14 protein-coding genes are annotated in these 14,509 nt (G+C 66.2%); 7 read left to right on the forward strand and 7 right to left on the reverse strand.

What is annotated here, in order from left to right; genetic code table 11:
- Positions 1–208 precede the first annotated feature (208 nt).
- Positions 209–1,138, forward strand: coding sequence for an ornithine carbamoyltransferase (gene argF, locus QM685_RS09385; protein WP_415115027.1), 930 nt, complete (start codon positions 209–211; stop codon positions 1,136–1,138).
- 152 nt (positions 1,139–1,290) lie between these two features.
- Here argF and murB read toward each other — a convergent pair whose 3' ends face one another.
- Entirely contained in the window at positions 1,291–2,412 is a 1,122-nt protein-coding gene (gene murB, locus QM685_RS09390) for a UDP-N-acetylmuramate dehydrogenase (protein ID WP_415115029.1), read from the reverse strand.
- Between the two features lie 227 nt (positions 2,413–2,639).
- Here murB and QM685_RS09395 point away from each other — a divergent pair, with 227 nt between their 5' ends.
- The gene (locus tag QM685_RS09395) at positions 2,640–3,125 is read left to right on the forward strand and encodes a YajQ family cyclic di-GMP-binding protein (protein WP_415115031.1); all 486 of its coding nucleotides are present in this window, start codon (positions 2,640–2,642) and stop codon (positions 3,123–3,125) included.
- A gap of 54 nt (positions 3,126–3,179) precedes the next feature.
- On the opposite strand, the gene plsY is transcribed toward QM685_RS09395, so the two are convergent.
- Entirely contained in the window at positions 3,180–3,815 is a 636-nt protein-coding gene (gene plsY, locus QM685_RS09400; protein WP_415115033.1) for a glycerol-3-phosphate 1-O-acyltransferase PlsY, read from the reverse strand.
- A 180-nt stretch (positions 3,816–3,995) separates the two neighbouring features.
- Positions 3,996–4,487 carry a Cys-tRNA(Pro) deacylase gene (gene ybaK / locus QM685_RS09405; RefSeq protein ID WP_415115035.1) on the reverse strand — a complete coding sequence of 164 codons (492 nt, stop codon included), beginning with the start codon at positions 4,485–4,487 and terminating at the stop codon, positions 3,996–3,998.
- A gap of 99 nt (positions 4,488–4,586) precedes the next feature.
- Here ybaK and QM685_RS09410 point away from each other — a divergent pair, with 99 nt between their 5' ends.
- Positions 4,587–6,188, forward strand: coding sequence for a class I adenylate-forming enzyme family protein (locus QM685_RS09410; protein WP_415115037.1), 1,602 nt, complete (start codon positions 4,587–4,589; stop codon positions 6,186–6,188).
- A gap of 33 nt (positions 6,189–6,221) precedes the next feature.
- Here QM685_RS09410 and xerD read toward each other — a convergent pair whose 3' ends face one another.
- The 3 genes from xerD to queG all read right to left on the reverse strand — a co-directional run bounded on the left by xerD (position 6,222) and on the right by queG (position 9,052).
- A complete protein-coding gene (xerD, locus tag QM685_RS09415) occupies positions 6,222–7,181 on the reverse strand; it encodes a site-specific tyrosine recombinase XerD (protein WP_415115395.1) in 960 nt (319 codons plus the stop codon).
- Between the two features lie 2 nt (positions 7,182–7,183).
- Complete coding sequence (locus tag QM685_RS09420; protein WP_415115397.1) at positions 7,184–7,654, reverse strand: methylated-DNA--[protein]-cysteine S-methyltransferase; 471 nt, start codon at positions 7,652–7,654, stop codon at positions 7,184–7,186.
- Positions 7,655–7,786: 132 nt separating this feature from the next.
- Positions 7,787–9,052 (reverse strand): tRNA epoxyqueuosine(34) reductase QueG, encoded by a 1,266-nt coding sequence (queG, locus tag QM685_RS09425; RefSeq protein WP_415115039.1) that lies wholly within the window; start codon positions 9,050–9,052, stop codon positions 7,787–7,789.
- A gap of 17 nt (positions 9,053–9,069) precedes the next feature.
- Here queG and tsaE point away from each other — a divergent pair, with 17 nt between their 5' ends.
- Together tsaE and QM685_RS09435 are read left to right on the forward strand one after the other, a co-directional pair.
- Positions 9,070–9,654, forward strand: coding sequence for a tRNA (adenosine(37)-N6)-threonylcarbamoyltransferase complex ATPase subunit type 1 TsaE (tsaE, locus tag QM685_RS09430; RefSeq protein ID WP_415115041.1), 585 nt, complete (start codon positions 9,070–9,072; stop codon positions 9,652–9,654).
- Positions 9,636–11,228 carry an N-acetylmuramoyl-L-alanine amidase gene (locus tag QM685_RS09435; RefSeq protein ID WP_415115043.1) on the forward strand — a complete coding sequence of 531 codons (1,593 nt, stop codon included), beginning with the start codon at positions 9,636–9,638 and terminating at the stop codon, positions 11,226–11,228. Before tsaE ends, QM685_RS09435 begins: the two co-directional genes overlap by 19 nt.
- A 93-nt stretch (positions 11,229–11,321) precedes the next feature.
- On the opposite strand, the gene QM685_RS09440 is transcribed toward QM685_RS09435, so the two are convergent.
- Positions 11,322–12,203, reverse strand: coding sequence for an EamA family transporter (locus tag QM685_RS09440; RefSeq protein ID WP_415115045.1), 882 nt, complete (start codon positions 12,201–12,203; stop codon positions 11,322–11,324).
- 246 nt (positions 12,204–12,449) lie between these two features.
- On the opposite strand from QM685_RS09440, the gene QM685_RS09445 reads away from it, so the two are divergent.
- Both QM685_RS09445 and trxA read left to right on the forward strand, forming a co-directional pair.
- Complete coding sequence (locus QM685_RS09445) at positions 12,450–13,325, forward strand: pirin family protein (RefSeq protein WP_415115047.1); 876 nt, start codon at positions 12,450–12,452, stop codon at positions 13,323–13,325.
- Positions 13,326–13,495: 170 nt separating this feature from the next.
- Positions 13,496–14,344 carry a thioredoxin gene (gene trxA / locus QM685_RS09450; protein ID WP_415115049.1) on the forward strand — a complete coding sequence of 283 codons (849 nt, stop codon included), beginning with the start codon at positions 13,496–13,498 and terminating at the stop codon, positions 14,342–14,344.
- Positions 14,345–14,509: the final 165 nt, after the last annotated feature.

Below are 14,509 nucleotides of genomic sequence, written 5' to 3' on the forward strand. Positions count from 1 at the left end.
GGAATAACCCGCAGATTATAGCGCAGCGGTCCTTTTTCCGCAGCGCACACAAGCGCTTTCCGACACCCCGCAACGCTTTCAGACAGCTTTCCCCGCCTTTTCACCGACTCGTCAAACAGGGCGAAATCCTTTATGCTGGGTTGAGTTACCACACACGACGGCGGCGCCGTCCGGCAATCCTGCCGGGTGAGACCGCCGTATTTGTTTCATGACCGCCAAGAAAATTCGCCACTACCTGCAGTTCAAGGATTTCTCGCTGGAAGACTACGAGTACGTGCTCGAACGCGCGCGCATCCTGAAACGCAAATTCAAGAATTACGAGACCTATCACCCGCTGCACGATCGCACGCTGGCGATGATCTTCGAAAAGAATTCGACGCGCACGCGTCTGTCGTTCGAAGCCGGCATCTTCCAGCTGGGCGGCCATGCCGTCTTCATGAGTACGCGCGACACGCAGCTCGGCCGCGGCGAGCCGATCGAAGACGCCGCGCAGGTGATCTCGCGCATGGTCGACATCATCATGATCCGCACGTTCGGCCAGGACATCATCCAGCGCTTCGCCGAGAATTCGCGCGTGCCGGTGATCAACGGGCTCACCAACGAATATCACCCGTGCCAGGTGCTCGCGGACATCTTCACGTACTTCGAGCATCGCGGCCCGATCCGCGACAAGACGGTCGCGTGGGTCGGCGACGCGAACAACATGCTGTACACGTGGATCGAAGCCGCGCAAATCCTCGGCTTCAGGCTGCGGCTGTCCACGCCGCCCGGCTACAAGCTCGACCGCGCGCTCGTCGCGGCGGAAAGCGCGCCGTTCTACGAGGAATTCGACGACCCGAACGAAGCCTGCGCGGGCGCCGATCTCGTCACCACCGACGTATGGACCAGCATGGGCTTCGAGGCCGAGAACGAAGCGCGCAAAAAGGCGTTCGCGGACTGGTGCGTCGATGCCGAGATGATGGCGCGCGCGAATCCGGACGCACTCTTCATGCACTGCCTGCCAGCCCATCGTGGCGAGGAAGTCAGCGCGGAAGTGATCGACGGGCCGCAAAGCGTCGTGTGGGACGAAGCGGAAAACCGCCTGCACGTGCAGAAGGCACTGATGGAATACCTGCTGCTCGGCAAGCTGAATCACTGAGCGGACCATCGGTAAATAGCGCGGCAACATCTGCGTGAAGGGCAACGGGGCCTTGACGACTACGAGGCAAACCGGCACCGGAACAAAAAAAGGCGCTGGGAGGAAACTCCCAGCGCCTTTTTCCATTCCTCGGCGCAGAAAACCGGCGCCCCCTACAGGCAAACCGGCTCCGTCTCCAGCTCCACACCAAATCTTTCAAGCACGTCGCGCTGAATGGCCTTCGCGAGCGCCAGCACTTCCGCGCCGCTCGCGCCGCCACGATTCACGAGCACCAGCGCCTGCCGGTCATGCACGGCCGCCGCGCCCATCGCGCGGCCTTTCCAGCCGCATCGGTCGATCAGCCAGCCCGCGGCCAGCTTCACGCAGCCGTCCGGCTGCGGATAGGACACGATGTCCGGCTCGCGGTGCTTCAGCGTATCGAACCGCGCGGCGTCGATCACCGGATTCTTGAAGAAGCTCCCCGCGTTGCCGAGCTCCAGCGGATCGGGCAGCTTCGCGCGCCGTACCGCCACCACGGCCTCGAAAATCGCCTGCGCGGTCGGCTGCTTCGCCGTGCCATCCACGCCGTCAGCGCCATCGACTTGCCCCGCGCTCGCCGCATAGCCGCGCGCCGCCAGCTCACGCGCGAGATCCGCATACCCGGCGCGCGGCTGCCACGCCTTCGGCAGACGGAACGTCACCGACGTGATCACGAAACGCTCGCGCCCTTCCCGCTTGAAAAAGCTGTCGCGGTAGCCGAACCGGCACGCCTGCGCGTCCAGCTCGACTGCCTCGCCGGTCGCCAGCTCGATCGCCCGCAACGACGCGAAGCGCTCGGACATCTCGAGCCCGTACGCGCCGATGTTCTGGATCGGCGCCGCACCGACCGTACCCGGAATCAGCGCGAGATTTTCGAGACCGGGCAGCCCTTGCGCCAACGTCCACGCGACGAAGTCGTGCCACGCTTCGCCGCCGGCCACCTCGACGTACCACGCATCCCGGTCCTCGCGCACGACGCGGCGGCCCCTCAGCGCCACCAGTAGCACGAGCCCGGCGAAATCGCCGCTCAACACGACGTTGCTGCCGCCGCCGAGCACGAGGCGCGGCAGGCCAGCGACGCGCGGATCGCGCACCGCGGCCAGCAACTGGTCTTCACGCTCGATCAGGCACGCAAACTGCGCGCGCACGTCGAAGCCGAACGTGTTGCGCGCCTTCAACGGATAACCGGCAACGAGGGAAAGCGCGGGGGAAGAAGCGCAGTGATCGGAACCGGCGGCGGAATCGGATTGGGACATCGCGGACTGGGACATCGGAACGGGAACAGGAAAACAACGCATGGCGACGAATGACGGCAACGCAGTGCCGCCCGGCGCCGGACCGTCCGCCTTCGCGATACTGCGCGGCGGCCTTGGGCAAAAGGGAGTGGCGTCGGTAAAATGACGTCCGGTCCGTGATTATAGCGAGTGCCCCGCGGGCAGCCGACCGGCCGCGCCGCGCATCGCCGCACTATTGGGAGAATGCAATGCCATCGTTTGACGTCGTCTGCGAAGCAAACATGATCGAAGTGAAGAACGCGATCGAGCAGTCCAACAAGGAAATTTCCACGCGCTTCGACTTCAAGGGGTCCGACGCGCGCGTCGAACAAAAGGAAAACGAACTCACCGCCTATGCCGACGACGACTTCAAGCTCGGCCAGGTCAAGGACGTGCTGCTGTCGAAAATGGCCAGGCGCAATGTCGACGTGCGCTTCCTCGACCATGGCAAGATCGAGAAGATCGGCGGCGACAAGGTCAAGCAGGTCATCAAGATCAAGAAGGGCGTGTCCGGCGATCTCTCGAAGAAAATCGTGCGCATCGTGAAGGACAGCAAGATCAAGGTTCAGGCGAGCATCCAGGGCGACGCGGTGCGCATCACCGGCGCCAAGCGGGACGATCTGCAAAGCGTGATCGCGCTGCTGCGCAAGGACGTGACGGACACGCCGCTCGATTTCAATAATTTCCGCGACTAAGCCGTCGTGCCGCGCGCGGGGCTGTCGACGCAGCCTCGCGCGAAACCCTTCCCCTCAAAGATCGTTGCCGGCCGCCGGACTCGCGACCTTCTTCTTGTCGCCGATATGGCTCTCCTGCCCGCGCATCAGCTTCGTAATATTGCCGCGATGCCGCCACACGAGCAGCAGGCTCATCACGAGAATCGCCAGCGCGACGATGCGCGGCCCGAACAGGAACACGTAAAAGAGCGGTGCGAACAGCGCGGAACACAGTGCCGCGAGCGACGAATAACGCGTGAAGAACGCAACGATCAACCAGGTCAGCAACGTGGCGACACCCAGCGTCGGGTTGATCGCGAGCAGCACGCCCGCGGCGGTCGCGACGCCCTTGCCGCCCTTGAAGCGGAAGAACACCGGATACAGGTGGCCGAGAAACACGGCAATCGACGCGATCGCGATCGACCGGTCGTCGAGCCCGTAGCGCGCGCCGAAATGCGCGACCAGCCACACCGGCAGCCAGCCCTTGAAGGCATCGCCGATCAGCGTGAGAATCGCCGCCTTCTTGCTGCCGCTGCGCAGCACGTTGGTGGCACCCGGGTTGCCCGAGCCATACGAGCGAGGGTCGTCGAGACCCATCAGCGCGCTCACGATCACGGCAAACGACAACGAACCGATCAGATAGGCAACGACGGCGACGATCAGGTTTTGCATCGGGGACTCTTATAAGAATCGCGGTCTGACACTCGACACCCCAACCGCATCAGGGCATGCCACTCGAAACAGGGCGGCGCATATTCTACCGAACGCATGCGCGCGAAAAACATTGAGGCAAACGTCTACACACGCTCAACGCACCCCGTGCCAACCCCGACGCGCGCATCGAAGCGAAGGTCAATCGACGCTCGCGCATTGCACCGGCTTCGCCGCAAGCAGTTCGGTCAGCACCTTCGGCTCGATGCTGACGAGAAAGCCGCGCCGGCCGCCGTTCAGCCAGATCCGCTCCATCTCGAGAATGCTCGACTCGACGTACACCGGCATCTGCCTGCGCGTGCCGAATGGCGACGTGCCGCCGATCAGATAACCCGAATGCCGGTTCGCGACCTCGGGCTTGCACGGCTCGACGCGCTTCGCGCCGATCTGCCGCGCGAGGTTCTTCGTGCTGACGGTGCGGTCGCCGTGCATCAGCACGATCAGCGGCTTCGCGTGCTCGTCTTCCATCACGAGCGTCTTTACGACATGATGCTCGTCCACGCCGAGCTGGCGCGATGATTCCGCGGTGCCGCCGTGCTCGACGTAGTCGTAAGGATGCTCGCCGAACGCGACGCCATGGCGGCGCAGCAACTGCGTGGCGGGCGTTTCGGAGACGTGTCTGGATTTGCTCATCGGCGCATTGTAATGGCGAGTTCGCGCAACGGCTATTTGCCGAACGGCCAATTGTGCGGGTCTGGGGGTTGTGGCACGATCGTTCGGAAATGCGCTGGCATGCCATGCGCCGGTGGCGAATCGTTTCAGGAGACAGCGTTGAATTCAGCCTCACCCGTCCGTTCCACGATTGACATCCCCGCGCTGCTGGCCGCCCTGCCCGCGCGCATCAGCGAAATTCCGGCGCTCGCCGCCGCGCGCGATCCAGAGCACGTCGCGCTGATCGAAGACGCGCGCCGCCTCACCAACGCGCAACTGCCGCAGGCCGTCGATACCGCCGCCGCGCTGCTGCGCGAATGGGGCGTGCGCGGCGGCGATCGCGTGATGATCGTCGCGGAGAACAGCATCGCGCAGATCGTGCTGCTGTTCGCAACCGCGAAGCTCGATGCGTGGGCGGTGGTATCGAACGCGCGCCTGTCCGCGGCCGAACTCGATTCGATCCGCGCGCATGCGCAGCCGCGCGTCGTCGCGTACGCGGTGGAAAGTTCGTCCGACGCGCGCCAGCATGCGCAGCGGCATCAGGCGTCGAGCGCGCCGACGCTCACGCCGGATATCGGCGCGTGGTCGTACGCGCTAGACGATGCGGTCCAGGCCAAGCCGGTCGAAGCCGCGAACGACCGTCAATGCGCGGCGCTGATCTATACGACGGGCACGACCGGCGCGCCGAAGGGCGTAATGCTGTCGCATCGCAACCTGCTCTACATCGCGGCGGTGTCGAGCAGTCTGCGCAAGGTCGGGCCCGACGACGTCGTGTATGCGGTGCTGCCGATCTCGCACGTGTACGGCTTCGCGTCGGTGTGCCTCGGCAGTCTGCACGCGGGCGCGACGCTGCGGCTCGCGCCGCGCTTCGTGCCGGAGGCGGTGCGGCGCGCGCTCGCCGACGAGCGCGTGTCGATCTTTCAGGGCGTGCCGGCAATGCACGCGAAGCTGCTCGAACATCTGCGCACGCACGGCCATCCATGGTCCGCGCCGCGACTGCGCTTCGCCTACTCGGGCGGCTCGCCGCTCGACGCCGCGCTGAAGGCCCAAGCCGAAGCGGTCTATGGTCTGCCGCTGCATAACGGTTACGGGATGACCGAAAGCAGCCCGACCGTGGCGCACACGATGCTCGACGCGCCGCGCGCCGATTGTTCGGTCGGCGAGATCATTCCGGGTGTCGAGGTGAAATTCGTCGGGCTCGACGGCGTCGAAGCGGCGCCTGGCGAGATCGGTGAGCTGTGGGTGCGCGGGCCGAACGTGATGCTCGGCTACTACCGCAGTCCCGGGCAGACACGCGCGGCCGTGACCGAGGACGGCTGGCTCAAGACCGGCGACCTCGCGCGACAGGACCCGGACGGCGCGCTGCATATCGTCGGGCGCAGCAAGGAGCTGATCATCCGCTCGGGCTTCAACGTGTACCCGGCCGAGGTCGAGCATGTGCTGAACGCGCATCCGCAGGTCGTGCAGTCGGCGGTGATCGGGCGCGCGGTCGAGGGTAACGAGGAAGTGGTCGCGTTCGTCGAGCTGATCTCGGGCGCGACGGTGACGGCCGCCGAGTTGATCGCGTGGTGCGGCGAACGGCTCGCGCCGTACAAGCGGCCGGCCGAATTGAAGGTGCTCGAAGCGCTGCCGGCTGCGTCGACCGGGAAGATTCTCAAGCACCGGTTGCGCGAACTGGTCTGAGCCGCGGCGAGCGCGTCACGCCTGCGTCCCCCCTCATCCGCGCGGATGATGCTGCGCGTGCAGCGACTTCAACCGCTCGCGCGCGACGTGCGTATAAATCTGCGTGGTCGAAATATCGGTATGGCCGAGCAGCAGTTGCACGACGCGCAGGTCCGCGCCGTGATTGAGCAGATGCGTCGCGAACGCGTGCCGCAGCGTATGCGGCGACAACGGCGCGTGCACGCCGGCCGCCGCCGCGTGCCGCTTGATGATGTTCCAGAACTGCTGGCGCGTCATGCCTTCCGCGCGCGCCGTCACGAACAGCGCGTCGGCCCCGCGCGCGCCGAGCAGCGCCGGGCGCGCGTCGCGCAGATAGCGCCCGATCCACGCGTGCGCCTCTTCGCCGAACGGAATCAGCCGCTCCTTCGAGCCCTTGCCGGTGACGCGCACCACGCCCTCGTTGAGCCCGACCTCGACGGTCTTCAGCGTGACCAGTTCAGTGACGCGCAGACCGCTCGCATACATCAGCTCGAGCATCGTGCGATCGCGCAGGCCCAGCGGCGTGTCGATGTCGGGCGCGCCGAGCAGCGCTTCGACCTGCGCCTCGCTGAGTGTCGACGGAAACCGCGGCGCCTGCTTCGCCGAGCGGATGCGCAGCGTCGGATCGGCTGCCGCGCGATGCTCGCGCACCGCCCACGCGTAGTAGCGGCGAAACACCGACAGCCGCCGGTTCGCCGAGGTCGCCTTGTCCTTTTGCCGCGCCGCGCTGTAGGCAGTGAGATCCGCCTCGCTCGCGGTATCGAGTGACGCGTTGCGCGTGTGCGCGAGCCATTCGCAGAAGAGCCGCAGGTCGCGGCGATACGCGTCGAGCGTGTTGCGCGACAGGCCGTGTTCGAGCCATAGCGCGTCGCAGAATGCGTCGATCGACGCCGAGCTGGTCAACAGCAGCGGCGATGCAGCGGCTGCAATGGCTGCGTCATCGGCCCGATCAGAGTTATCGGTGATAGCGGTCATGCTCATGCGTACGGCACACCCTCATGCGCGAGCAGCCAGCGCTTCACGTTGCGAAAGAAGCCCTCGCCGCCATGATGCGCGAAGCCGCCGATGCCGCTCGAACTCACCACGCGATGGCACGGAATCACGATCGGAAAGAAGTTCGAACCGCACGCCTGTCCGACCGCGCGCGGCACGCTACCCAGTTGCTTCGCGATCTGCCCGTAAGTGAGCACGACACCCGGCGGAATGTCGCTGATCGCCTGCCACACGCGCCGCTGAAAAGGGGTGCCGACGTCGGCGAGCGGCAGTTCGAACTTCGTCGACGCGCGCTCGAAATAACGCTCGATCTGCTCGGCCGCCTGCCGCGCGAGCGGCGTATCGGGCTCGACGTTGCGCGTCGACTCGGGCAGATAAACGATCTCGCGCACGGCCTCGCCTTCGAGACGAATGCCGACCTTGCCGAACGGCGCATCGATCACTGCGTTGAACATGATTGCCTGCTCCTCGGTCACGCGGCTCGAAAACGCCGCGGATTTGCCTTGCACGTTCGCCGGGTAGCGTCCCTGCACGGCGGTGCGGGCACGCCACGACGGCAACCCCGGCCGCCGCGAATTGCCGCTACTTTACGCCGCTTCCAGCGCCCACTCCACATGCTCGCGCACGACGGCCGACGGGTCGCCGGCGCGCTGCCTCAACGCCTGCACGATCGCCGCGCGCGCGTCGACCGCGAGACTCGCGGGCGCGGCGCGCAGCGCGTTACCCATGCCGACCGCGAGATTGCGCAGCCAGCTCTCGTAACCGATGCGGCGAATCGCGCTGCCCTGCATGCGCGTGTCGAACTCGTCCGCGCTCCACGCGAACAGCTCGACGAGCGACGCGCGATCGAGCCCGTGCCGCACGTCGAAATCGTCGACCGGCGCGGCCTGCGCGAACTTGTTCCACGGGCATACGAGTTGACAATCGTCGCAGCCGTAAACACGATTGCCGATCAGCGGACGCATGTCCAGGGGAATACTGCCCTTCAATTCGATCGTCAGATACGAGATGCAGCGGCGCGCATCGACCTTGTAAGGCGCGACGATCGCGCCGGTCGGACAGGCGCCCAGACAGCGCGCGCAACTGCCGCAATGCGAGCCCGGCGTTTCGGGCGCGGCCTCGGGCGAGGTTTCGGCGTCGGTCGGCAGCGCAATGTCGACATAGATTTCGCCGAGGAAAAACAGCGAGCCGGCATCGCGCTGCAACAGCAGCGTGTGCTTGCCGCGCCAGCCGATGCCCGCCTTCTGCGCGAGCTCGACTTCGAGCACGGGCGCCGAATCGGTAAACACGCGATAGCCGAACGGCCCGATCGCCGCTTCGATTCTGTCAGCCAGATGTTGCAGCCGATTACGCATCACCTTGTGATAGTCGCGGCCGCGCGCATAGATCGACACCACCGCCGTTGCCGGGTCGGCAAGCCGCGCATGCTCGGCCGCGCGCCAGTCGCGTGTGTGCGGTATGTCTTGCCGCGTGTCTTGCGGCGCGCTTTCAGGCGCGCTTTCCGGCGTACGCTCAGACACGTGGCCAGCCAGCGTCCGCGCGGGCAAATAGGCGATGCGCGCGGTGATCACGCGTCGCGTGCCGGCCACAAGCTCGGCCGGCCGCGCGCGTTTCATCCCGTGTTTGGCCATATAATCCATCTCGCCGTGGCAACCCGCTTCGAGCCATGCTGCGAGCGGCGCTTCAGCGGCACGGAGATCGGTATCGCTGATGCCGATCGCCCCGAAACCGAGTTCGCGGCCCCACGTCTTGATGTCGAGCGCGAGCGCATGCAACGCCGCTTCGTCGAAACGAGGCGCGGCATCAGTCGATGCTGGCGTGCAGGAAACAGGGGACGTCGGACTTCGGTTCATCACGCCATTTTACGAGAATGCCTGTCGATCACGCGCACCTGCCCTCCGCTCCCGTCCTGCTCGAACGCACCTTCGCGCTCGCGGACGAAGCCGCCACGCATGCGTTCGGCGAGCGCTTCGCGCGGGCGATCGAAGGCGTGCGCGCAATGTCGGAACAGGCGCAGACGCAGGCAGCAGCAGCCGGCCCGGCAAGCGGGGACGCATTTCACGGCCTGCAGGTGCAACTCATCGGCGACCTCGGGGCCGGCAAAACCACGCTCGTGCGCGCGACCTTGCGCGGCCTCGGCCACACCGGCCGCGTGCGCAGTCCCACCTACACGCTCGTCGAACCTTATGTGCTTGAGCGGCCCGCTGGGGAACTCGCGCTCTATCACTTCGATCTGTACAGATTCACCGATCCGGCCGAATGGGCCGACGCGGGCTTTCGCGAATATTTCGACAGCGGCGCGGTCTGCCTCGTCGAATGGCCGCAACGCGCGGGCACGCTGCTCGGCGTGCCGGATCTCGTTTTCTCGCTCGGGCTCGACGGCGACGCGGACGCACGCAGACTCGTCGCACGGGCTTATAGCGAATCAGGAAAGGCATGCCTCGAAAGATGTTGATCAAACCGTTCCACTCGATCGAATCGGCGGCGGGCGCCACGCATAACTGGCGGCGCCGACAGATTCTCCGCGCGGGCGCGTCGACGCTCGTGCTCGGCCTCGTCGCGCCGCGGCTCGCGTTGGCAAGCTCGGTGCTCGGCGTGCGCGTGTGGCCCGCGCGCGACTACACGCGCGTGACGATCGAGTCCGACCAGCCGCTGCAGAACACGCAGCAGTTGCTGCAGGGACCGGACCGGCTCGTCGTCGATCTGAACGGCCTCGATCTCGACCAGGCGCTCAAGGATCTCGTCTCGAAAATCACGCCGAACGATCCGCAGATCTCGTCGGTGCGGGTCGGGCAATATCAGCCGCACGTGGTGCGCATGGTGTTCGACCTGAAAGGATCGGTGAAGCCGCAGGTGTTTGCGCTGTCGCCGGTCGGCACGTACAGGTACCGGCTCGTGTTCGACCTGTACCCGGCCGTCGCGCCCGATCCGCTGATGGAGCTGCTCGCGCAGAGCGAGCGCAAGCAGGAGGCGCTGAACGAGGAAAACAGCGCGCCGCCGGCGACGCTCGCCGGCCCCGGCACGACGCCGCCCGCCGACAACAGCGACGCGTTCTTCGAGCGTTATGCGCAAAACGGCGGCGACAACGCCGGCAGCGGCGCGGCGCCCGGCGTGCCGCATCCGCCCGCGCATGGCGCGCCGCCGGGTGTACCGCCGCTCATCGCGGGCAAGCAGGCGACTCCCGCGGCGCCGTCCGCGCCGCCCACCGCAATCGCTCGCAATAAAGGCAACACCACGCGCAGCCCGGGCGGCGACGACCTCGGCGGCAACGACGACACCTACGCGTTCAGCACGCCGAAGTCGAGCCGCAGCAATACCGTGCGCCTGCTGACCGTCGCGATCGATCCGGGTCACGGCGGCGAGGACCCCGGCGCCATCGGTGGCGCGGGCACGTACGAGAAGCACATCGCGCTCGACATCGCGAAGAAGCTGCGCGCGAAGATCGACGCGCAGCCGAACATGCGCGCGATGATGACGCGCGACGCCGACTTCTTCGTGCCGCTAAACGTGCGCGTGCAGAAGGCCCGCCGCGTCGGCGCGGACCTGTTCGTGTCGATCCACGCGGACGCGTTCACGACGCCCGAGGCGAAGGGCTCGTCGGTGTTCGCGCTATCCGAGCACGGCGCGTCGAGCGCGGCCGCGCGCTGGATGGCGAACAAGGAAAACTCGTCGGACCAGATCGGCGGCATCAACATCAAGTCCGCCGACGCGGCCGTCAACCGCGCGCTGTTCGATATGTCGACCACCGCGCAGATTCGCGACTCGATGCGCTACGGCAACTTCGTGCTGAAGGAAATCGGCGACATCAACAAGCTGCACAAGGGCTCGGTCGAGCAGGCCGGCTTCGCGGTGCTGAAGGCGCCCGACATTCCGTCGATCCTCGTCGAGACCGCGTTCATCAGCAACCCGGACGAGGAGCGGCGCCTGAACGACGACGCGTATCGCGACAGGATGGCCGGCGCGATCATGACCGGCATCAAGCGTTATTTCGCGGCAAACCCGCCGCTCGCGAAGAATCGCATGACGTGATGCGAACGTGATGCGACTCACGGTGCAATAAAAAAACGGCCTCGCGGCCGTTTTTTTATTCATGCTCGAAATACGTCGTCGCGCGGCCGGCATTCACCGCGCCAGCATCAGGCGCTGCGCGACCCAGCCGCCGAACACGTTCACCGCGAGCCCCGCCATCACGAGCAGCGCGCCGGCAACCTGGATCGCCGACAGTTGTTCGTCGAGCAGCAGCGACGCCGACGCGAGCCCGACGATCGGCACCAGCAGCGAAAACGGCGCGACCTGGCTCGCCGGGTAGCGCGACAGCAACCGGCTCCACAAGCCATAGCCGACCAGCGTCGCGATAAAGGCGAGATAGACGATCGCGAAAATCGACAGCGCGCTGATGCCGGTCAGCGCGGCGGCGATCTCGCGCGGCCCCTCGAACACGAACGACGCGGCGAAAAACGGCAGCGGCGGAATCAGGCTGCCCCACACGACGAGCCCGACCAGATCGACCTTGCCGACCTTCTTCGTGACGATATTGCCGAGCGCCCACATGCACGCCGCGCACAGCGTGAGCACGAAGCCGGCGAGCGACATCGTGTGACCGCCTTGCAGTCCGATTACGGCGAGCCCGGTCGCCGCGATCAGCAGACCCGCGACGTTCGGCAAACGGAAGCGCTCATGCAGGAACAGCGCCGCGAAGATCAGCGTGAAAAACGCCTGCGCCTGCAGGACCAGCGATGCGAGCCCCGCCGGCATGCCGACGTACATCGCCGAGAACAGGAACGCGAACTGCCCGAACGAGATCGTCGCGCCGTACGCGAACAGCCACCGCCACGGCATCTGTGGCCGCTTGACGAAAAACACCGCCGGCACCGCGGCGAGCGTGAAGCGCAGCGCGCCGAGCAGCATCGGCGGCACGCCATGCAGGCCCACCTTGATCACGACGAAATTGACACCCCACGCGATCACCACAACCAGCGCGAGCAGCAGATCCCTGGGCGACATCCCGGTCACTCCAATGTGATGTTTAATCCGGCAGTGTAGCGGAGCCCGCGGCGCGGCGTGGTCGGTCGCAAGCGCGGGCAGGTCGGATGCGGGCCGGCCGCGGGTTCCGCTGGCTGCGCGCGCTCGTCGAACCCGCCCTTACGTGTGCTCGCCGCGCCCTCGCCCCCATCCCGTCGGCCGCGCGCGACGCGCAGTAGAATCGTCCATTGAACATCCTCTCCTTCCACTTTTCCGTCGAGCCCGCCCATGACTTCCTCGATCAAAGCCGTCCTCAAACCGCATTTACGCGACATCGGCAATCTGACCGTGCGGCGTGTGCTGCCGGCGCTGGCGGCGCGCCTGATCGGCCCGTTCATCTTCTTCGACCACATGGGTCCCGCGACCCTCGCACCCGGCAGCGGCCTCGACGTGCGCCCGCATCCGCACATCGGCCTCGCGACCGTCACCTATCTGTTCGACGGCGCGATCATGCATCGCGACAGCCTCGGCTCCGAGCAGAAGATCGTCCCCGGCGACGTCAACTGGATGACGGCCGGGCGCGGCATCGTCCACTCGGAGCGCACGCCGGCCGAGGATCGCGCGCGCGGCCAGACGATTCACGGCATCCAGACCTGGGTCGCGCTGCCGCTCGACGATGAAGACGCCGAGCCGTCGTTCGCGCATCACGCGGCCGCGACGCTGCCCGTCGTCGAGCGCAACGGCGTGGCGCTGCGCGTGATCGCGGGCACGGCATTCGGCGCGGCCTCGCCGGTCAGCACCTTCTCCGGCACGCTGTACGTGGCCGCCGATTTCACGCCGGGCAGCGCATTCGCGCTCGAACCGGAACACGAGGAACGCGGCGTGTATCTGGTGGAAGGCGATCTCGAGATCGACGGCGTGCCGCTCGAAACCGGCCAGATGGCGGTGCTCGCGCTCGACGAGACGGTCACGCTCGCGAGCACGCACGGGGCACGCGCGATGCTGCTCGGTGGCGAGAAGCTCGACGGCGAGCGCTTTATCGAATGGAATTTCGTCGCCAGCTCGCGCGAGAAGATCGAGGCCGCGAAGCTCGCATGGACGAATCAGGAAATGGGCCACGTGCCCGGCGAAACCGAATGGATTCCGCTGCCGCAGCACAAGTGAACGCGGACGGACGGCAGACGTGAACGGGTGGCGCGAACCGGCAGCGTAAAAAACGACAGCGAGGGCCGCACGGCGAGCACCGTAAAGCGCGCGCGGCCAGGCTGCCCCGCATTGAATTCACGCGGTTCGGCCCCAACTGATAACAAACTGTTTTTATCGACGAGGACGCAATGGACACTACTCTGGCCACTTTCGAACAGGACGTTCTCGCGGCGTCGACGCTCGCCCCCGTGCTGGTCGATTTCTGGGCGCCGTGGTGCGGCCCGTGCAAGAGTCTCGGCCCGATGCTGGAAAAGCTCGAAGCCGAAGCCGCCGGCAAATGGAAGCTCGTGAAGGTCAACGTGGACGAGAATCACGAGCTGGCCGCGCACTTCCAGGTGCGCAGCATTCCGCATGTCATGGCATTCGCGGATGGCCAGCCGGTCGATCAGTTCGTCGGCGTGCTGCCGGAAGGGGAGCTGCGCCAGTTCATCGAACGGCTCGTGCCGCAGGGCGCGCCGGCCGCGCGCATCGAAGCGCAGACCGCGCTCGCCGAGGGCCGCCGCGACGACGCATACGATCTGCTGCAGGCGGCGCTCGCGTACGACCCCGGTTTCGACGACGCGCGCATGGACCGCATCGAAATGCTGCTCGAGGACAACCGTATCGACGAAGCGCGCAACGAAGTCGATCTGTTGTCGCCGAAAACGACGCAAGGCATCGACGCACGCTTTAACGCGATCAAGACGCGGCTCGACGCGGTGGATGCCGCCGCGGACCTGCCGCCCACCGATGCGCTCGAAGCACGCGTCGCCGGCAACCCCGACGATCTCGAAGCGCGCTTCGATCTGGCGAGTGCGCTGATCGCGCGCCGCAAGTACGCGGGCGCGCTCGAGCATCTGCTGGCGATCGTGCAGCGCGACCGCTCGTTCCGCGACGATATCGGCCGCAAGACGATGTTGTCGGTGTTCGATCTGGCCGCGCATCAGCCGGAGCTCGTGGCGCAGTGGCGGCGTAAGCTGAGCGCGTCGCTGTATTGATCTTTCTGGTTGTTCCGCCCGGCGGCGGGTATAGGTCTAGCGCGGGTGTAGCGCGGAGTAAAGACGATGAAAGACGATGTCCCGCGCGCCTGAACCCGCCGTCGTCAGCCATCTGTCAGGCAGCCAGCCGCCGGCCGCCGCCAACCTGCTCCTTCAACGCATCAG

The sequence above is a fragment of the Paraburkholderia sp. genome, assembly GCF_047605525.1.
Classification (GTDB): domain Bacteria; phylum Pseudomonadota; class Gammaproteobacteria; order Burkholderiales; family Burkholderiaceae; genus Paraburkholderia.